Source organism: Chryseobacterium sp. WX (assembly GCF_029542485.1).
Taxonomy (GTDB): Bacteria; Bacteroidota; Bacteroidia; order Flavobacteriales; family Weeksellaceae; genus Chryseobacterium; species Chryseobacterium cucumeris.
Genome location: NZ_CP120710.1, coordinates 3,267,892 through 3,287,242 on the forward strand (window position 1 = coordinate 3,267,892; position 19,351 = coordinate 3,287,242).

Below are 19,351 nucleotides of genomic sequence, written 5' to 3' on the forward strand. Positions count from 1 at the left end.
GGTATTAGATTTTATTTCGTTTCAATTAATTTGGAGTAGGCCCCATTTTTTTTCATCAATTCATGATGTGTTCCTCTTTCTACTATTTTTCCATATTCCATTACGATAATCTCATCACAATCAATAATCGTACTCAGCCTATGCGCTACAATCAGACAGGTACAACCTCTTTTTTTAATATTATCCATAACGACCTTTTCTGCTGTTGGGTCTAATGCACTGGTGGCCTCATCCATTACCAGAATTGAAGGGTTGGTAGCCAGAGCTCTTGCTATTTCTAACCGCTGTCGCTGTCCTCCGCTAAAATTGGATCCACCTTCTAAAACAGAACTGTCATAAGCATCACTTCTGGATGCAATAACATCATGAATAGCCGCATCTCTGGCAGATTGAATAATGCTTTTGTCAGATATAGTGGTATCCCAAAAAGAAATATTTTCTTTGATTGTTCCGTTGAATATCAGGACGTCCTGATCTATTACTGCTAATGATTCTGTAATAATATTTCTTGGTATTTCTTCTCTGTTTTTTCCATCAAGTAAAATTTCGCCGTTCCAGGGTTTGTGTAATCCGGAGGCTATTTTAGCAACTGTTGATTTTCCACTTCCTGATCCTCCCACCAGGGCCACTCTGTTTCCGGGCTTTAACTTTAAGTTGAAATTTTCTATAAGAGCGGGTAATGTTGTATTATAACCGAAGGTAACATTCTTCATTTCAAAATATCCTACCAGCTTATTGTCCATTTCAGTTTTAACTATAGGTTTTCCATTTTGGACTTCCTTAAATTGATCATCTACTTCATAATTGATAACATCGTCTATTCTGTTCATATCACTTTCGGTTTCATGCAGCATCGCTCCTACAGAGATCAGTTGATTAACAGGTGATATAAAATTGCTCATCAAATAGGAGAAAGCTACCAATGCACCAAGAGTCATTTCGCCATCCATAATTCTTAATGCTCCTACTCCTAAAATGAATGTTGTGGTAAGAGAGGTTACAAGAGGGGGAATTGCATTAAGCCTGATTGTTAGCCATCCAAGTTCTTGCTGCGCATTCATTACTTTTGCAAGATATCCTACCCAATTGGTAAAAAAATCATTTTCTCTTCCTGATGCCTTCAGGGTTTCGATCATACTGATTCCAGATGTTGTCGTTCCCAGAAGCTTACCATTTTCATTACTCAGGCGTCTGTTGCCATCTTTTCTTGCGGTAGAAACATATCGTAAGACCATTACATTGATTCCTGCCATAAATATTCCTATCAAGGTCAAAGGAATATCATAGGAAAACATCAAAAAGGCATAAAAAATAACTACAATTATATTAAGTGCGGCGTTGGCAAGATCTCCACTTAATAATTTGGCTACTTTATCATTAAGAGAAACTCTATTCCCTATTTCTCCACTGTAACGTTGAGTAAAAAAGACGATTGGCAAATGAAATACATGCCACAAAAATTTGCTGGAAGTAGTAAGGGCAAGCTTTGTTTCTAACTTCAAAAGATAATATTGCTGGATATATACCAATACAGAGTTCACTATTAAAACGCCTCCCATAATAAGAAGTAATGGCATCACAAATCCTGAATACCCATTGATCAGATATTTATCTATAAATATTTTGATAAAAGATGGGATAACCAACCCTGGAATCACCAAGAATAGGCTGGCCAATATAAGATAGATAATACTCAGCTTAGAATTAGATATTCTGGATGCTAAAGAGGACATTAACCCTCTTTTTTCGTTTCCTTTTTCAAATTTTTCACCGGGATTAAAGGTAAGAACAACTCCTGTGTATGCTTCATCGAACTCATCATGAGTCACCTGATATCTTCCTTGTGCCGGATCACTTAAATATACTTTTTTCTTTGTAAATCCTTCTAAAACCAAAAAGTGGTTGAAATTCCAAAAGATAATAGAAGGGGTCTGAATTTGCATTAATTTTTCAATGGATTTCGAGTATCCTTTTGCTTCAAGCCCAAATTCTTTGGCTGCTTTGATAATATTGGTAGCTTTTAATCCGTCTCTGGATACTCCGCAGGCAATTCTTAGTTTTTCCAGCGGCACAAATTTACCATGATGTCCTAAAATAATACTTAATGCCGCAGCCCCACACTCTACACTTTCCATCTGCAAAACTGTAGGAACCTTTACAGGTCTCGCCAGTTTTCCTATCACAAAATTTGTATTCTTTTCCATCCGTAAAACTCGATTATTAGTATAGATCAAAAAATTTCTTAAATGCAGGAACTACAATGGTAGCGGGAGGTTCTTGTTTTATTGTGATTTTTCCGTTACATGAAGTTCCTTCCTTTATTGAAATATTGGGTCCTTTGGCAGAGGTCCACTTGAAACCGCTATAGGATTTAGGATCTTTCTCAAATTCTACATGCACTTCAAACAGAGGTCCCGAAGCCAATAACCCTTTAGCCAGCTGATCGTTTTTTACTGAAGTCATCATTCCTCTTTCAGTAATAGGAAAATCAGAAACATAGGTTACTTTTCCTTCCATAAATCCATATTCCTGAGGTTGTACAGTAGACGGGACAACAAGAGCTTCCATTCCTTTCTTAATTTTTTTTCCATCCTGAGAAGGGATGTATAAAACTCCTTTGAGTACGGCAAAGTTTTCTGTCCCTTTATTTTTTAATTTAAATAATGGTGTACCTGCTCCTACAACTCCTCCGGCATCCGTTAAAACTTCCACAACCTCTCCATCATAAGGACTTTTAATTTTATTCTGAGTTTCATATCTTTCTGATAAAAACTGAAGATTTCTTTCTGCCTCTGAAATACGTTGATTTTGTAACGTGATTTTTTGTTGCAGATCAAAACCCAGGTTATGCTGCTGGCTCGATGCTTCCGCCATTTGTCCTTTTAATCTTTCTATTGTGTTTTTTGAGGCATCTATCTGTTGTTTCGTACCAGCTACCTGAGATTTTACAATGAGCCCTTTATTCAGCAGATTATTCTCTGATTCCAGTTGGCTGTAAAGGAATGCCAGTTTTTTCTTTTCCGCTTCTATTTCTCCCTGAATACTGACTCTGTTCTGGTTAATTAATTTTCCTTCAAGCTGATTTCCTTGACTGCCATAGGCCATTAGTTTTCCCATCTCAAATTTTCTATCTGAGAGTACAGCCTTGGCATCTTCTATTTGCTGATAAAGTTCGGGCTGTTGAATAGTAGCAATAATATCTCCTTTTTTCACATCATCCCCGATAGAGACATGAAGCTTAACAAGCTGGCCCTGAGAGGTCGCAACTACTTCATGTACTTCTCCTCCAAGTACCACTCCAGTAGCATTCAATTTTGTTTTTACTGTACCCATTACTGACCAGCAAATTCCTGTTACCAATGCAATAAAAACCGTAAAAAGGGCAATCCAAGCTTTGGGTCCTGTAACTTTTATGAGCTGATCTAATTTCTCCGGAGTAGACAGTTTTTCTAATGCCGACTTTCTAAAAAACCCTGCTGACATAATTTTAATATTTAATAATTAGAGATGTTTGGTATCGTGTAAAAAACGTTCTGATTTAAAGTAAATCCTTTATCTCCCTGAGATATTAATGTTCCAGTTTCATGTCTCAGATTAATAATTGCATTGGCAAATTGCTGATACGCCTGCAGGTATTCCAATTCTGAGGATGTAAGCCTTTCCTGAAATAAAATTACATTGAGAATGGTTGTTAGCCCCGCTTGTAACTTTACCTGTTCGTTATTAAAAGCATCTTTGTATGAATTAAGAGCCTCTTTTGCTCTCTCTAAAACAACAACACTATTGTCCAGAGTATTGATGGCATTACTGATATTCAGCTCTATGTTCCTTTGTAGATTATCATTTGAGATTTTCTGATCATTTAAGGCAACAAGACTTTTGGCATAATTTCCTTTCGCAAGATTATTATTTACGGGAAAAGTAAATGTCAACTTAGCACCTGCTCCTAAATTCCTTCCCTCATTATTAGTAAATGAAGAAAATGTTTTGTCAATTCCATTTCCGGCAATGGCGCTCCCATAGAAAACAAAACCGGTAAGATCCAATTGAGGTTTTGTATTGTTTTCTGCAAGTTTATACTGCATTTCCAAAGCATCAGAAATTTTTTCAACCGCTCTCAGATCACCTCTTTTTTCTTTAGCTATTTTTATCAGACTACTTCTGTCAAGTCCTTCTCTGTATTGGGATTCAGCGATAGCCGGAAATTCATTGGAAGGAGCATCCAACCGGAGACTTTCTTCATTACTTAATCCAATTACCCGCCCCAGATTTATTCTTGCTGCATACAGATTTTGTTCTGCAAGAGCTGTCAGTTTTTCTTGGTTTGAGAGGTCTGCGTTTACCTGAGCTAAATCTCCGGCCGGTTTTTTATCTGCTTTTATAAGTTCTCTTGTAACTTCCATTACATTTCTTACCCGGCTTTCATTTTCTTTATAAATTTCTAAACTTTTATAAGCCAGATAATAATTCCAGTATGCTTTACCAATTTGCAGAATGGTATATGAGTTATTAAACTCATTATTGCTTTTAGTATTTTCTATATACAGCTGAGAAACTCTTTCTGACAGAGTAGTAACCTCTCTTCCTCTTCCTCTTAATAAAGGTTGTGTTAATGAAAAATTGACAGACCCGAGATGATTTCCCCAGAAAGGCCCAACAAGTTGGTTAAAGCTGTCATAAGGAAAGTTATTATTATTAAAACCATATTTAAGACTTATGTCTGTTATTTGTCCTGTTCTTAATTTTTTACGTACTCCGGCTGAAAAGTCCAGGGTGTTTGTCTTCAAAAATTTATCTATATATTGATTTCTTGTATCAGCATCGAAAAGTGTGTACCGGTTATGTTTAACAGAAAGTTCAGAGAATAGATTGATATCAAATACGCTTCTCTGGATCTGAAAATCACCCTCTGCATCCTGGATTGTGTAACCACTTCTTATGATGTCCGGGTTTTTTTCAAATGCGATATTCGAAATGGTTACCAAATCGCTACTTATCTTTGACTGTCCATAGAAATTAGTGATACCGATCCCTGTAAATAATAGATAGATAAATTTATAAAGTCTCATTTCGCCAATGAATATTTCTGGGATTAAACTTCTGAAAATCTGTGAAGTATCTGTCCAAAACGAGTTCCTGCATTAGCAACACCATCCAATACATTCATATCGATAAGATCTTCTTCCTCAGGGTTGCCATATCCTAGCTGGTCTGTTGTTTTACGTAATCTGTTTGAAAGAAATAATGCCAGAGCATAATAGAAATTAGATCTGAATTCAGGGTTTTCTGCCATTCTGGAACTTATTGTATCACGAGAAATCTGATATATTACTGATGGCCTGGTTACAACTACAGAAACTGATGGCGGCCGTGATTCCAGGAAAGACATCTCTCCTACAATTTCTCCCGCTTCAAGTGTTGCAATACTTTCTCCATTGCTGTTACCTGCATAGATGGATAATTGCCCCGATAAAACAATAAATAAGCTATCTATTGATTCACCTTTATTGATCAGCGTATATCCAATGGGTAGTTCTAATTTACTTCCATTATGAATCATCCATTCTACATCTCTGTCATTTAATTGACCTAAGAAAAAAAGTACTCTTTTCATAATTATATTTCTTTTAAGATTATGCTAAAATATTTTGTTTCACATTGATAATTTCGCCAAAAAAACTGCTATTCCTGACGTTTATTTATTTTTTTCAACGAATTATACAATCCTTTATAATCTGTTATCACACCGTTACTATTCCCTTCATTTGATTTAAGATCTTCCTCCTTATTCATCCTCTGGGGTTTTACCGGGATATTGATGTACAAATAGTCCGGATCTGATTGATCGGTTACTTTAATTTTCTTACCCATAGGAGTTTTTTTTCCAAAAAATTTCTCTAAAGCTTCTTCTGGATTTTCTATTAAATACTTTTTGAAATCTTCATTTTCCCAAGCTTCAGAAATAATTCTAAAAAATGCTTCTTGTCCTCTCTTTTGTTCTTCTGTTAAGTTCATATTTTTGTTTTATACCTGTTATTCTAAAGAGTTTATGAGTTCTTTAGGGGTAATATTATATTGATCTGCAAATAATCTGGAAAAGTAATGCACATCATTATACCCTACTGCATATGCGATTTGAGAGATAGATTTTTGTATATAGTCGTCTATCATCTGTTTAGCTTTATGAAGTCGCAAGACTCTTATATATTTATTAGGCGTCAGATACACCAGGTTGGCCACTTTTCGGTGTAACTGCCTTTCACTCACGGCCATTTTATAGGAAAGCTCATAAAGGTTTAATTCATTCTGGTTCAAAGAGCCAAAAATTTCTTTTTCTAAGTTGACAAGCCAATCCTGATCTACTTTTGCTATTTTCTGGGGATTAATCTCGTCTGTGCACAACCCGCGAACATTTTCATTGGATTCGTAGATATCAAAAATTTCCGGTCGGCCACGAAATGTCAGATTCAGTGTTTTTGCTTTTGTTTTCAGCATCATTTCTTCAATAATATCACTTATTTCCTTGCTGCTTGAAAATATGATTTCATCCTTTTTTTCTTTATGATGTAATGCTGTGCTTTTGCTTACCGTAATGATATTCTCTAACGGGTTTCTAATATTCTGGATGATCTGTTCCAAAACATCAGGAGAGTTCCAGTCTATAGTTTTTGCTGTATTCATTTTAAAAGGGGGATTTTATTAAACAGTTTTGTAATTTCATTTTTAGCTAACCAGATATCTATTGGCATCATAAAAACCTTTAAGCCCCTCATAGTTCATGGATACAGGAATTGTTTCAGATCCCAGATAATTAATAGAATCGCCTATTACATCGGCTTTTATGCCCATCAGGTTCATTACTCTTAAAAGCTTGCTGTCGCATTCTGCAAAGGCAATACTATTTTTGTCATTACAAATTGGAGTAATGGCAGAGACCATTAATCTCTTAAACAATGTACGGTCTTGATTGGTTTTGTTTGTTGCAAATCTTCCAATATGCCATACTGAAGAGGCATTTTGAGAATAACCAACGTCTAAAGGATTGATATTGAATAACTTTTGAATAGGAAGTATTGTTTTATAATCCCACTTAATTACTCTTATAGAACCTTGAATGCTTCCCATTGTATCTTTTACAACAAAAATTTCAGAATTTTTGAAATAGCTTAGTTCTTCATTATATACATCTTTAACATCATTTTGAATTTCCATTTCTGGTATAACATTATCAGAATGATGATTGAAGTTTTCTTCTACTACAAATTGGGCTAGCTCTGCGAGCTGTTCCAGCTCTAATTGGTTTAAGTAATTTTGTGTGATTCTCATGGCTTAGTTGTTTTTAACAAATCTACTTGGCAGGGATGTCAATTCCACTACACCATATTGTAGTATTCAACTGAAAGCCAAACAACTACACTTTGGTGTAGTCATCTAAGTTTTCTTTATAAAAACTTAATCCCTATTTAGGGATTTAAATAAATAACCATGATTTAATGTGAAAAAGAAAAATTTTATACCGTAATACCATATATTATGTTCATTTTATATTATTTTTGTATAAAACTGACAAAATAAGCATGGATGAAAAGGATTCTTTCTTTAATCATAGGAATACAATAAGCAGCGTAACGGAAGAGGAGAAGGAACAACAATTCAGTTATCTGGAATCGATTAAGGCATTTTCAAGAGCCACCTACACAAGTATTTATGTAATTGACTATATGAAGCAGGGGTTTGAATATGTTTCGGACAACCCGCTTTTTCTTTGTGGCAATACTCCAGAGCAAGTACTGGAGATGGGATATGCTTTTTATTTTAAATATGTTCCTCAAAAGGACCTGGAACTCTTGTTAAAGATCAATTCTGTAGGATTTGATTTTTATGATAAGATTCCTCTTGAAAAAAGGCTGGATTATACCATTTCTTATGATTTTCATATTATAAACAAGGAAAATAAAAAGATTTTAGTTAATCAAAAATTAACGCCTTTATTTCTTAATAAGGATGGAAAAATATGGAAGGCAGTATGTCTTATTTCCATTTCTTCAGAGAGAGACTCGGGGAATATTAAAATATATCAAAACGGAGAAAATAAAGTCTATCATTACAGGCTGGACCAAGATATATGGGAAGCAGAAAAAAAAGCAGTCTTATCCAAACGAGAACTTGAAATTTTACAGCTTTGTGCAAGAGGCTTTACGATCAATGATATCGCAAAAGCTATATTTGTTTCTCCGGATACGGTAAAGTTCCATCGAAGAAAGCTATTTGAAAGACTAGAGGTGAGCAGCATTACAGAGGCTATTGCATATGCTACAAATAATAAGCTGATTTAAGTAAGAATGTCTCCTGTATAATTATAAACAGGGACAATAAAAATATAATATAGGCTCTTCTTCCCTGGATATATACTCAGATGTTAAAATCAGTCCGGTGAAAAGTTCTTTAAGAGTAATAGAAATCTCTTATCTAAAAATGAATACTCCATGGTTTCAAAGAAATCTGTGGATAGGAGAGCTTGGGTTATTAAAAAAGTAAGAATTATCTTCTGTTGAAAGGAAAAATATTCTAATAAAGATCTATTTCTTTTTCAAATATTGTGAAGTATCAACAAGTTCATATTTAGGGCTTCTTTTCAGGAACTCATTAAGAAATGCTGTATGGGTAGCTCCCATAATGATCAGAACCCGATCATCTTTTGTAACAGGAAGTTGGTTTAAGTTTGAAAATATTCTTAAATTCCTTTTATAAAATTTACTCGCTTCATCTGCTCCTTCAAAATTTCCTTTAGTACTGCTATACGTTAATATATCCGCATTAATGTTAATCAAACCTTCTAAAGTCTCTTTTGAATTGAAGAATATTAATTTTTCTAAGGTTGACAAACTCTCCACTTTAGCAAATTTTTTAAAAAGGTTAAGTTTATAATTCTTTGAAGTCAAACTGTCTACCGGATCTTTCAACTCATCTGCAATATTATAGTTATACATTGCCGTTTCTTTATCATCAATTCCATAGATATTTTTTACCCCTGAAACTTTGGCGACTTGATAGGCTAATGCCTCTACTTCTCCTTTATATTTAGTCTTATATTTTCCGTCATGTAAAAAATTAGAATAATCTTTATTAAGTTCTTCATTATTATTTGGAATGATTTCTACACAAATCATTGTCGGTTTAAAATCTGCCAGCATATTAATTATAGCATCAATCTCAACATTGTTCTTGTCTGAATCGTATTTTACCTTGTTGGCATCAGTAGTATTTCCCATATGGAAAACACCTAAGTTCAAAACTTTAGATTTTTGTCCAAATAGATTAAACCAACCCAATACGATGATTAATAATATGATTTTTCTTATTTCCATAACTTTAAATGATGTTTAACTACAAATATCTACCTAAGTTGTTCAAATATAACTTTCTTCTGGAACTCTAAATCCTCCTGAGAAAGCTTGTTTAATTTTCTTTCGATGTTTTCTACTGCACTAAGCTCAAAAAAATCTTTTACGACTCCAAATTCTGTATGTAAATCTCTGGATGATGTATTCACCTCAAAATAAGGAATATCTCCTCTTAACATTTGAGCGATTTCATGTTGCAGAATAAAACGTAAATCAGAGCCTTCGGGAATATCTTTAAAAGCAATGGAAAGATAATCTTCAATTCTTTGGGTGTATTTTCTTCTGTCCTTTTGATTGTTGGGTAAATTCATGACATTTAAAATTTTACCATATACATTGGTCGAACGCCATATATACCTTACAGGAAGGTTATTGAATTTTTGAATGGGTGAACGATCAGATAGTAAAAATGCTTTTTCACTTAGAAACAGATTATAACATTTTTCAAAGCCTGAGATAAACTGATCGGAATATTCATCCACGAAAACATTCTTACCGTTGAATGTGGGAATATTGTTCTGAATATAATCTACTTTGACTGATTTGTATTCCATTTTCCAGTCTTTGGTAAACTTATTGACACCTTCTTTTTTGGTCACAAAGGCATGCGTGTTTTTTGAATACCCCAAACCACACATTCCTGCCGGAATAAATTTCGCATCATTCCCAAAAGGTAAAAGCGCACAATTAATTACAGTATCCTGCTTATCTATATTTTCTAAATTAAGAGTATCAAACGATTTGAAATTATCTCTGAGATGCTCTGAAATCTGAGGCTGTATTGAAGTTTCATGATCAATCACTACAGGTGTATCTCCATTAGCAATAAGGTTTTCAGCATGAAAATCCGTAGAATTTAAAAGATAAAGAATACATAATAAGTATCCCGCTCTTTCATAATAACTCTTTATTTCACTTTCTGAATTGCATGGTTTTCCCAGTACAAATTCCTGCCAATGATACTCTTTTTTATTGAGGATTTGATATTTGTAATTGCCCAGGGATATATGATCATTAATCCAGTCTAGGAAATAAAAAAGAGAATGAGAAATTGATGCATTGGTTGGCTTGAAAACCAGTTTATTTCCATTTTCTAAAAAAACCATAGAGGTTGAAAAACCATTATGAAAATCACCCTCTCCTATTTTAATATCCTGAACTGCAATAGATTCATTTTCAATTAACATATTGTCAAATAGTTCTGCAGAACAATCTTTATATGATTCAATGATCTTGGTGTATTGATTGTGAATTTTATTTTTCTGCAGAGGTAAGTACTCCTCTAAAACAGGAAATTGACGACGAATGTTTTGCCAGTTATCTTTTATTAAATATTCAAAGAAATCTTCAAAAGTTAATTCATTATTATTTCTAATAAATTCAGGCAGCATCCTTGTGATATTCCTCTCATAAATAGAGCATAGATAAGATGTCATTCTTTCTTCAACAAAGGTGGGTTCTTTTAAAGTGGAATTGGTCATTTTCTATTAATTTTTAATATTTATAACATTCTTAAAGACTTTTCTTTTCTATAAATGGATTCAAGGTTATTATCTCTGACAAAATTTTTACCATTTTGATTAAATACACTTTATTCATCCAGGCCCGACACTCAATATATTCAATTGAAAATCAATCGCTTTAACAGGAAGTCATGGTGTAAAATAAATAAAAAGAGAATGTGCATTCTCTTTTTATTTATGTATTCAGTTTTTATGAATATACTAACCTTCAGTAGTAGCAGTATCTTCAGTCAAACCGTTTCCAAAGCAGCTTAAGAACTGGCAGCTTCCGATTGGAACTGTTTTACCACCTGCAACCATTCCTAATTCTTCTTCTGATAATTCAAATTCTTCGATATCACCTCCAAATAGAGCATATGAAAGATATGATAGGTTGATGTAGTAGGTATCATTATCTACTTGATCTACAACCACGATTTTTTTGTTTCCTCCAAGAGTAAAATCTGAATGAAGCTCTTTAATTGCCTCAACAGGGTTGTTTACTAATCTTGCTTTGTAATCTGCATCGTTTAAAGCTTTAAACATTACTTCTCTAACTAGTTCTTTTTTCTCTTCTGAAATTGCTTGATAACTCATAATTTTTGAATTTTTAAATGTTAATTAATTTTTTTGTTTTTATTTATTGTATCTAGATTTATACTATTTCTGCAGATGGTTCTGTTATACTACCACCAAAGCAGCTTAAGAACTGGCAGCTTCCGATTGGAACTGTTTTACCTCCGGCAACCATTCCTAATTCTTCTTCTGATAATTCAAATTCTTCAATATCACCTCCAAATAGAGCATATGAAAGATATGATAGGTTGATGTAGTAGGTATCATTATCTACCTGATCTACAACAGCGATTTTTTTGTTTCCTCCAAGGGTAAAGTTCGGGTGCAATTCTTTGATTGCCTCAATAGGGTTACTTACTAATCTTGCTTTATAAGCTGCATCATTTAAAGCTTTGAACATAACGTCTCTAACTAGTTCTTTTTTCTCTTCCGAGATGGCTTGATAACTCATAATTTCTAAATTTTTAAGTTTTAATGTTTATTTTATTTTTATATTCTTTATTTAAGGCGCACACTGCTCCAGAGAAGGCTTTTCGAAGCGCCTTCCAGACAATAGTTATGACTTATATGATGGGTGATCTTTTAGTTAAAAACTAAAGAGATATCTTTTAATAATCCCCCTGGAGTTGGTTTCCATGGATAGGAACAAACTAGAGAAAAGGGGCTTAAGGATAGAGATATATTTTGATTCAATGACTTTATCTTTCCATTTATTAATTTGCACCTCATCAAATTTTTGAGATGAGTAAAGGGAAAATTTCATTTCAAAGAATTGTAATATGAGTTTTATCTCCGGATTTTTTATTTTTTTTCCTTCAATTCCTGCAAATGCCAATGAAAAAAGCCTTTGTTCGTCTTCACTATTTTTAGTCAAGGTGATGATAGCTTTCACGACGATCGTTACCGTTTGACAAACATTAATCACTTCACTTTCTTTTTCAATGTTAAAATTATTTGTCCAATGACCTACAGGATAGGCAAATTGATCTCCATCAATTAAATATTTTAACATATCATTACACAAGCTAAATGCTCTATCCACTTCATTAAATAAAAGATGTGTTTTAATTATATTTTGTATCTGCAACGTCTTATGGGTGAATAACTCAGGATATTTTCCCAAAAGATAATCATCATTTTGAATGGCTAGATGAGAGTATTGAATTGATTTTTCATAATTATTCAATTTATAATGATAAAGTGCCATTATTGGGAAATAACCCATATGTAAAATAGCCTTTTCATTGTCGTTCAGATCTACTTTAGCCATGCATTCATTAATCTTCGTACAGGTCTCTTCAGATCTTATGTCTTTTTTTTGTAATTCGATAGCAAGGCTAGAGAATAATAAAAATAGATCATTAGTAATCTCAACATTCTCTATTCTTACCTCTTGATCGATAAGTTCAGTTAATTTTTCTCTGGTTAATTTTTCCAATTTTAACAGTGGCATGTCATCATTTTGAAACATAATTTTGAGAAAACTATTTATTGTTTGCATAGAATACTTTGAATGCATTGGTCTTTCCAAAGTGTTTTCTAAATTCCGACTAACCATCATACTATTAAAATTACATGTTAAAATTATTTTTTTAAGTTCTCACTATTATTTATTCTGCGCAGTCATGGATAACAATTCTTTTTGTATGACTTCTACATTCCATGATATTGCTTTTTATATTTTAATACAATTTTTAAAAGCAGGAAATAAAGAGTCGGCTAAATCTTTCCAAATCATTTGTCCTCCTCCTGCAATTATTTCTAATTGTTCTTCTGTCAGTTCTGTATTTTCTAACTCAGGCTCTGCTGGTATATTCAAATACACTTTAGATTTATCTGTCTGATCAACAACAACCAGCTCTTTTCCCTCAGGCAAAACCACTACTACACCTGTCAGTTTTTCTATTGCTTCTATTGGGTTTGAGAGTAGTTCTTTTCTAAATTCCGCATCTTCCCAAGCTTTAGATATAACTGCCTGTATAATTTGTTCTTTTTTGTCTTCCATAACATTGCCATTTTGTTGATGTAAAGGTAAAATGCTTTCTTTGTATAGATTTGCCAAGTTTTACTTCAAAACTGTCAGTTCTATTTCTTTTTGTCAATTATCTTTTTTTAACACCTGCTCCTGATAATATCAATTTTTAATAAGGTAAAGATAGAAAGTTGTTTCTCTATAGATTTGCCAAGTTTTGCTTCAAAACTGTCAGCTCTATTTCTTCTTACACGGTTATCTTTTTTAACATCTGCTTCTGATAACTTCCATTTTTAATAAGGTAAAGATAGAAAGTTGTTTCTCTACAGATTTGCCAAGTTTTGCTTCAAAACTGTCAGCTCTATTTCTTCTTACACGGTTATCGTTTTTAACATCTGCTCCTGATAACTTCCATTTTCAATAAGGTAAAAGTAGAAAGTTGTTTCTCTATAGACTTGCCAAGTTTTGCTTCAAAACTGTCAATGATTACTATCTGTTATATTCTTTCCGAATTGGCTTCAACAAAGTACATCTTAAGCTCTCCTTTTCCTTTTGCCTGGATATTTCCGCGGTATTCAAAAACGAAGCAGTCTTCATTTTTAATAAGGTGATAAAGCGATTCGCTTATATTTACTTTTCCTACCATCCCATTACTTTCTATTCTGCTGGCTGTATTGACAGTATCTCCCCACACATCGTACTGAAACTTTTTCACGCCTACAATTCCTGCGACAATAGGCCCTGCATGAATTCCTAATCGCATTTCAAAAGCAGGCTTATTGGTTTGTATGTTTTCAGTTTTTCTTTCTGCCATAAACCCTTGCATTTCAAGTCCGGCTAAAACAATATTCTTCAATGAATTCTGATCAGGTTTCGGAATGCCTCCCGCAGCCATATACGAATCTCCTATTGTTTTTATTTTTTCAATTTGATATTTTTCAGAGATAAGATCAAATGCTCTAAAACATACATTAATTTCTTCTACCAAACTCTGAGGAGACATCCTTTCAGCAGTTTGTGTAAAGGATTTAAAATCTGTAAACAGAATGGATACCAAATTAAAATCTCTGGCATTTACGCTTCCTTTTTGTTTTAGCTCTTCAGCAATCTCTTCCGGAAGAATATTCAGTAAAAGCTCTTCTGAACGATCTTTCTCTACTCTCAGAGCTTCTCTGGATTTTCTTACAAAATTGAGCCTGCTCCATAAACCTCCGGCAACAACAAGGATAAAGCATAAAGAAACAATGAAAATATTCCTTTGCTTTTCTTGTTCCTGTACCTCTTCCTTATGTTTTATCTGAATGATATGTTCTCTCTTTACATAGGCAATACTATCCGTTAACTGCTGTTTCTGAAACTCCATATTCATCATCCTGTTGGACGTTTCTTTAGAGTTTAAACTATCTTCAAAAATATTTGATTTTTCATAATAGCTAAGAGCTCTCTTATTATCGTTCAATTTTTTATAAGACTGGTACAGACAGTCACAGGCATCTTTTTTTAAGCTGAGAGAACCAATTTTTTGAGCAATAGCAAATCCCTTATTACACAGTTTTACCGCTTCATTATTTTTTCCTTGTTCTATATAAATATTACCGATAGCAATTTGAGAATCTCCTATATATTGCTGGCTGTTCATTTCTTTTGCCAGTTGTAATGTATTATTGAAATAGGCCAGAGCATTAGAATAGTCCAGCTTTCTATAAAATAAAGTTCCTAAATTATTGAGTACTTCTACTTTAATCTGCTTATCATTTTGTTCGTTCGCAATGCTAAGGGCTTTATTTAGATTTTTATAAGCAAGATCAAAATCTTTCATCCTAACCTGAATAGATCCGGTTGAATTTAAGTTCTGAGCAATAGCCTTTACATCATTTACTTTTTTATATACATCATATGCCCTTTTATAATATTTCAAAGCGCTGGAATAATCTTCAAGTTTAGAATAAATACCTCCTATATTTTGAGTGGTTATTGCTATGGTTTTCGGATCTTTAATTTCTTTCTGTAACTCCAATACTTTCTGATAGCAGCTAAGGGCCTGAGGCAGTTTACCTAGGTAATAATAAGTTCCACCCATGTTATTGGTAACTGAAGATATTCCTAATTTATATCCGGATTTCTTATATTCAGAGATACTTTTTTCAAAATATGAAAGAGACTGAACATAATTTCCTTGAAGAGAGTAGGAAATCGCCAAATAGCTATAACAATCTCCCGCTTTTTTAAAGTCTTTATTTTCGTAGTAACTCTCCAGACTTTTATTAAAGTATATTACAGATTCCGCAAAATTTCCTGATTCCTGTTTCTTTATACCAATATTCAAAAGACTGTCTGCCTTGTTTTTATTGATTGTAGAGTGATTCTCTTTTTTTACATGAGTCTGAGAAAAAGCTCTAGGGTGATTTCCGATAAATAAAAAACAAAAAAACAATATGTATTTATAATTTATCATAGCGAAAAGGTTTATAGCATTGGTATAAAGTAAGTATAGGGTATATCAAATGAATTCCAGACAATGTTTTGGGTTCATTAAAAATCGTATATAATTCTTGAAAAACAGGAATTATACACGATTTATAGAATCTTACAATCTACCCTCCACCAAAAATGCTTCCATCAGAATTAACTGGTTTAATGTAGATAGGTGGGTCTCCTTCATTCGCACCGCCGGATATGATATCCAACTGTTCCTCGTCTAGTTCCATATCGTCCATATTCGGCTCTGCCGGAATATTTACAAAAATGGTAGAAGAGTCTGTTTGATCCACAAACGCAAGATTCTTCCCTGCGGGCAAATTAATAGGACTTCCCAAAAAATTCTCCATAGTAGCTACCGGGTTCTGGATTAAACTGTTTTTAAATACAGGATCTTTCCATGCTTTTTTTACAACAGACTGTAAAATTTCCTCGTCTTTGATTAAATTCATAATTTTTTTTTTATTGTTAAACGGTATCTGTTCTAATATGGCATGGTAAATTTATTTTGTTTCAGACTGACAGAACTGACAAAAAAACCGACAAAAAAAAGAAAATGAGGAAATATTCTGTCTGAAAATGTTGAATAGAAATTCAACAGAAATAAAAAAGCCCTCCGTAATACATTACAGAGGGCTTTGTACCCCAGACGGGACTTGAACCCGTACGTCCTTGCGGACACAGGATTTTAAGTCCTGCGTGTCTACCAGTTCCACCACCAGGGCATGGTGTGGGCAAAAAAAAAGATTCGAACCAAGGGTTCCAACCTTCTTAAAAACTCTCCAGAGTCTTTCGAATTGTGCGGATGAAGGGACTCGAACCCCCACGCCTCACGGCACCAGATCCTAAGTCTGGCGTGGCTACCAATTACACCACATCCGCTGGTTTTGCTGATCTGAATACTCAGATTCAACCTGATTTCTTACAAATATAAGATTTTTATTTAAAGAACACTCTCTATTAAAACAAAAAACCCTCCGTAAGATATTACAGAGGGTCTTGTACCCCAGACGGGACTTGAACCCGTACGTCCTTGCGGACACAGGATTTTAAGTCCTGCGTGTCTACCAGTTCCACCACCAGGGCATGGTGTGGAGCGAAAAACGGGATTCGAACCCGCGACCCCAACCTTGGCAAGGTTGTGCTCTACCAGCTGAGCTATTTTCGCATAGTGCGGATGAAGGGACTCGAACCCCCACGCCTCACGGCACCAGATCCTAAGTCTGGCGTGGCTACCAATTACACCACATCCGCTGGTTTTTTATATTGTAAGTTTTAAAGAGCTTGCTTCGTTTTTGTGAGTGCAAATATAGGACAATTTCCTTTACTACCAAACTTTTCAGGAAAAAAAAATAAAAATTCCATATTTTTTTTTCACGCCTTCTTTTATTACATTTCATTTTCTTACTTTTACATCGTTAATATTTACGATATGGAATTACAAGGAACGGTAAAGAAACTTTTTGATGCTCAAACATTTGCGAGCGGGTTTCAAAAAAGAGAAATGGTTATTTTGACCCAAGAACAGTATCCACAGCCGATAAACATAGAATTTTTATCTGATAAAATCAGTTTATTAGATAATCTTAAAGAAGGAGAAAACGTAAAAGTAGGAATCAACATCAGAGGGAGAGAATGGGTTTCTCCTCAGGGTGAAACTAAATACTTCAACTCTATTACAGGGTGGAGAGTAGAAAAAGTTTCTGACAATGCTTCAGAACCTACTCAGGCGATGCCACAGCAATCTGCATCTCCAGTTTCTAATGAGAATCCGTTTGCCGGAGACGACGATGATGATTTACCTTTCTAATTAAAGAATAAAGATCAAATATAAATCCTGCTTTTTGAAGTGGGATTTTTTTTCTAAAAATGGTCCGATTAGACAAAAACGAGATTTCATTTCCTGACCCTGAGCTTTATGATGGTCATGAGGGAGTGGTTGCTTTTGGTGGCGACCTGTCTGTAGAACGTATTTGGTTTGCTTATCAGCTGGGCATTTTTCCATGGTACAATCCCGGAGAGGAGATCCTTTGGTGGTGTCCAGATCCAAGATTTGTTCTTATTCCTGAAGAATTAAAAATCTCAAAATCAATGAGAAAAATCTTAAATAGGAATGTTTTTACTTTTTCTGAGAATAAGAATTTCAAGGAAGTCATCAGGAACTGCCAGCAAGCCACCAGAAAAGGGCAGTCAGGCACATGGCTTTCTGATGAACTGATGGAGTCTTTTGTTCAACTCCATGAATACGGCCTAGCCAAAAGCATTGAAGTGTGGCAGGATGAAGAACTTGTAGGGGGTTTTTACGGATTGCAGATTGGAAATGTATTCTGCGGAGAAAGTATGTTTGCTAAGGTAAGTAATGCTTCAAAGGCAGGATTTATCAATTTTGTGGAAAGCAACAAGAAAAATATTGAAATAATTGACTGTCAGTCACATACCGAACATTTGGAGAGTTTGGGGGCAAAAATGATTCCCAAAAAAGAATTTCTAAAAATCTTACACGAAAATAATGAACGCAGATAAAGAAAAGTGGGTTCTTCTGGTTGTCCTCAGCATTATCTGGGGATCATCCTTTATTTTAATCAAAAAATCACTGGAACACTTCAATCCGTTTCAGGTTGGATCTTTAAGAGTTCTTATTGCCGGCATTATTCTGCTTCCGGTTGCTATTTCCAATTACAAACTTTTCCCTAAAAAACATTTGAAATGGTTGATTCTGGCTGCTTTCACCGGAAACTTCATCCCCATGTTTCTGTTTCCGATTGCTGAAACCGAAATAAGCAGTAGTATTGCAGGGATTATCAACTCCATGATGCCTATTTTCGTCATTATTGTTGGAGCTTTGGTATGGAAGTTCGAAACAACTAAAAAACAAATTGTGGGCACATTGATAAGCTTCACCGGAGTCTGTATCCTCGCATTTGGAGGCGGAGACAGCGGAGAATTGAAAATGATCCCGATTCTGTTGCTTTTATTGGCTACTTTATGCTACGCAATGAGCACAACGACCGTGAAATCCAGACTAATGGAGGTATCTTCCACGGTTTTATCTGCTTTTGTTTTCTCATTTGTTTTATTACTTCCGTCCATTATCGCCTTAACAGGCACAGGATTCTTTTCAGAGTTCAGCTTTTCAAAGGATAATCTGATGGGACTTATGTTTGTCAGCCTTTTATCTGTTTTCGGAACCGGATTGGCAATGATGATGAATTATCGTTTGCTGAAAGTTTCCTCTCCTCTTTTTGCTTCAACGGTTACTTTGGTAATGCCAATCGTTGCAATTATCTGGGGAATCATTGATGGTGAAAAACTCACTTATTTACAATTTATAGGAGCCGGAGTTATTATTGCCGGACTCATATTTTTAAGAACAAATACAAAAAAATAAAATCATATTATAAATTAAATTATATTTGGAT

Annotated in this window: 19 protein-coding genes and 5 tRNA genes; 4 read left to right on the plus strand and 20 right to left on the minus strand. The window is 34.2% G+C overall.

Translation table 11 applies throughout. From position 1 onward, the window contains the following. Window positions 1–11: 11 nt before the first annotated feature. The 7 genes from PZ898_RS14660 to PZ898_RS14690 form a co-directional block, all read right to left on the minus strand. Complete coding sequence (locus PZ898_RS14660) at window positions 12–2,204, minus strand: NHLP family bacteriocin export ABC transporter peptidase/permease/ATPase subunit (RefSeq protein ID WP_277693628.1); 2,193 nt, start codon at window positions 2,202–2,204, stop codon at window positions 12–14. Between the two features lie 16 nt (window positions 2,205–2,220). After that, complete coding sequence (locus PZ898_RS14665) at window positions 2,221–3,483, minus strand: NHLP bacteriocin system secretion protein (RefSeq protein ID WP_062672702.1); 1,263 nt, start codon at window positions 3,481–3,483, stop codon at window positions 2,221–2,223. 11 nt (window positions 3,484–3,494) lie between these two features. Further along, entirely contained in the window at window positions 3,495–5,069 is a 1,575-nt protein-coding gene (locus PZ898_RS14670; protein WP_062672704.1) for a TolC family protein, read from the minus strand. A 23-nt stretch (window positions 5,070–5,092) separates the two neighbouring features. After that, window positions 5,093–5,614 (minus strand): cyclic nucleotide-binding domain-containing protein, encoded by a 522-nt coding sequence (locus tag PZ898_RS14675; protein WP_277693629.1) that lies wholly within the window; start codon window positions 5,612–5,614, stop codon window positions 5,093–5,095. 68 nt (window positions 5,615–5,682) lie between these two features. Continuing rightward, window positions 5,683–6,015 carry a hypothetical protein gene (locus PZ898_RS14680; RefSeq protein ID WP_062672709.1) on the minus strand — a complete coding sequence of 111 codons (333 nt, stop codon included), beginning with the start codon at window positions 6,013–6,015 and terminating at the stop codon, window positions 5,683–5,685. Between the two features lie 18 nt (window positions 6,016–6,033). Then, window positions 6,034–6,681: a response regulator transcription factor gene (locus PZ898_RS14685; RefSeq protein ID WP_062672712.1), complete on the minus strand. Its 648-nt coding sequence runs from the start codon at window positions 6,679–6,681 to the stop codon at window positions 6,034–6,036. Window positions 6,682–6,723: 42 nt separating this feature from the next. Further along, complete coding sequence (locus PZ898_RS14690; RefSeq protein ID WP_277693630.1) at window positions 6,724–7,326, minus strand: hypothetical protein; 603 nt, start codon at window positions 7,324–7,326, stop codon at window positions 6,724–6,726. A 251-nt stretch (window positions 7,327–7,577) separates the two neighbouring features. Here PZ898_RS14690 and PZ898_RS14695 point away from each other — a divergent pair, with 251 nt between their 5' ends. Beyond that, window positions 7,578–8,336, plus strand: coding sequence for a helix-turn-helix transcriptional regulator (locus tag PZ898_RS14695; protein WP_062672716.1), 759 nt, complete (start codon window positions 7,578–7,580; stop codon window positions 8,334–8,336). A gap of 243 nt (window positions 8,337–8,579) precedes the next feature. Here the strand turns inward: PZ898_RS14695 and PZ898_RS14700 are convergent, their stop codons facing one another. The 13 genes from PZ898_RS14700 to PZ898_RS14760 all read right to left on the minus strand — a co-directional run bounded on the left by PZ898_RS14700 (window position 8,580) and on the right by PZ898_RS14760 (window position 17,186). Then, entirely contained in the window at window positions 8,580–9,368 is a 789-nt protein-coding gene (locus PZ898_RS14700) for a DUF5694 domain-containing protein (protein WP_277693631.1), read from the minus strand. 29 nt (window positions 9,369–9,397) lie between these two features. Beyond that, window positions 9,398–10,885 (minus strand): type 2 lanthipeptide synthetase LanM, encoded by a 1,488-nt coding sequence (gene lanM, locus PZ898_RS14705; protein WP_277693632.1) that lies wholly within the window; start codon window positions 10,883–10,885, stop codon window positions 9,398–9,400. Between the two features lie 243 nt (window positions 10,886–11,128). Next, entirely contained in the window at window positions 11,129–11,503 is a 375-nt protein-coding gene (locus PZ898_RS14710) for a hypothetical protein (RefSeq protein ID WP_062672720.1), read from the minus strand. Between the two features lie 58 nt (window positions 11,504–11,561). Beyond that, entirely contained in the window at window positions 11,562–11,933 is a 372-nt protein-coding gene (locus PZ898_RS14715; RefSeq protein WP_062672722.1) for a hypothetical protein, read from the minus strand. A 135-nt stretch (window positions 11,934–12,068) separates the two neighbouring features. Beyond that, on the minus strand, window positions 12,069–12,983 hold the full coding sequence (locus PZ898_RS14720) for a hypothetical protein (RefSeq protein ID WP_162268225.1): 915 nt from the start codon (window positions 12,981–12,983) through the stop codon (window positions 12,069–12,071). Between the two features lie 174 nt (window positions 12,984–13,157). Continuing rightward, a complete protein-coding gene (locus PZ898_RS14725; RefSeq protein WP_202967941.1) occupies window positions 13,158–13,544 on the minus strand; it encodes an NHLP leader peptide family RiPP precursor in 387 nt (128 codons plus the stop codon). Window positions 13,545–13,950: 406 nt separating this feature from the next. Continuing rightward, a complete protein-coding gene (locus PZ898_RS14730; RefSeq protein ID WP_123278761.1) occupies window positions 13,951–15,909 on the minus strand; it encodes an adenylate/guanylate cyclase domain-containing protein in 1,959 nt (652 codons plus the stop codon). Between the two features lie 139 nt (window positions 15,910–16,048). After that, window positions 16,049–16,384: an NHLP leader peptide family RiPP precursor gene (locus PZ898_RS14735; RefSeq protein WP_123278760.1), complete on the minus strand. Its 336-nt coding sequence runs from the start codon at window positions 16,382–16,384 to the stop codon at window positions 16,049–16,051. Window positions 16,385–16,573: 189 nt separating this feature from the next. Next, a tRNA-Leu gene (locus PZ898_RS14740) sits at window positions 16,574–16,657 on the minus strand. A gap of 75 nt (window positions 16,658–16,732) precedes the next feature. Continuing rightward, window positions 16,733–16,814 (minus strand) — tRNA-Leu (locus tag PZ898_RS14745). A 120-nt stretch (window positions 16,815–16,934) separates the two neighbouring features. Continuing rightward, a tRNA-Leu gene (locus PZ898_RS14750) sits at window positions 16,935–17,018 on the minus strand. Window positions 17,019–17,024: 6 nt separating this feature from the next. Continuing rightward, a tRNA-Gly gene (locus PZ898_RS14755) sits at window positions 17,025–17,100 on the minus strand. Window positions 17,101–17,104: 4 nt separating this feature from the next. After that, window positions 17,105–17,186: transfer RNA gene (locus tag PZ898_RS14760), tRNA-Leu, on the minus strand. A gap of 178 nt (window positions 17,187–17,364) precedes the next feature. On the opposite strand from PZ898_RS14760, the gene PZ898_RS14765 reads away from it, so the two are divergent. From PZ898_RS14765 to PZ898_RS14775, 3 genes are read left to right on the plus strand one after another with little or no spacing between them, the layout of a single operon-like run. Beyond that, the gene (locus tag PZ898_RS14765) at window positions 17,365–17,742 is read left to right on the plus strand and encodes a DUF3127 domain-containing protein (RefSeq protein ID WP_103288684.1); all 378 of its coding nucleotides are present in this window, start codon (window positions 17,365–17,367) and stop codon (window positions 17,740–17,742) included. A gap of 59 nt (window positions 17,743–17,801) precedes the next feature. Further along, window positions 17,802–18,455 carry a leucyl/phenylalanyl-tRNA--protein transferase gene (gene aat / locus PZ898_RS14770; protein WP_277693633.1) on the plus strand — a complete coding sequence of 218 codons (654 nt, stop codon included), beginning with the start codon at window positions 17,802–17,804 and terminating at the stop codon, window positions 18,453–18,455. Then, window positions 18,442–19,320 (plus strand): DMT family transporter, encoded by an 879-nt coding sequence (locus PZ898_RS14775; protein WP_062672733.1) that lies wholly within the window; start codon window positions 18,442–18,444, stop codon window positions 19,318–19,320. The genes aat and PZ898_RS14775 overlap by 14 nt, the downstream gene beginning before the upstream one ends. Window positions 19,321–19,351: the final 31 nt, after the last annotated feature.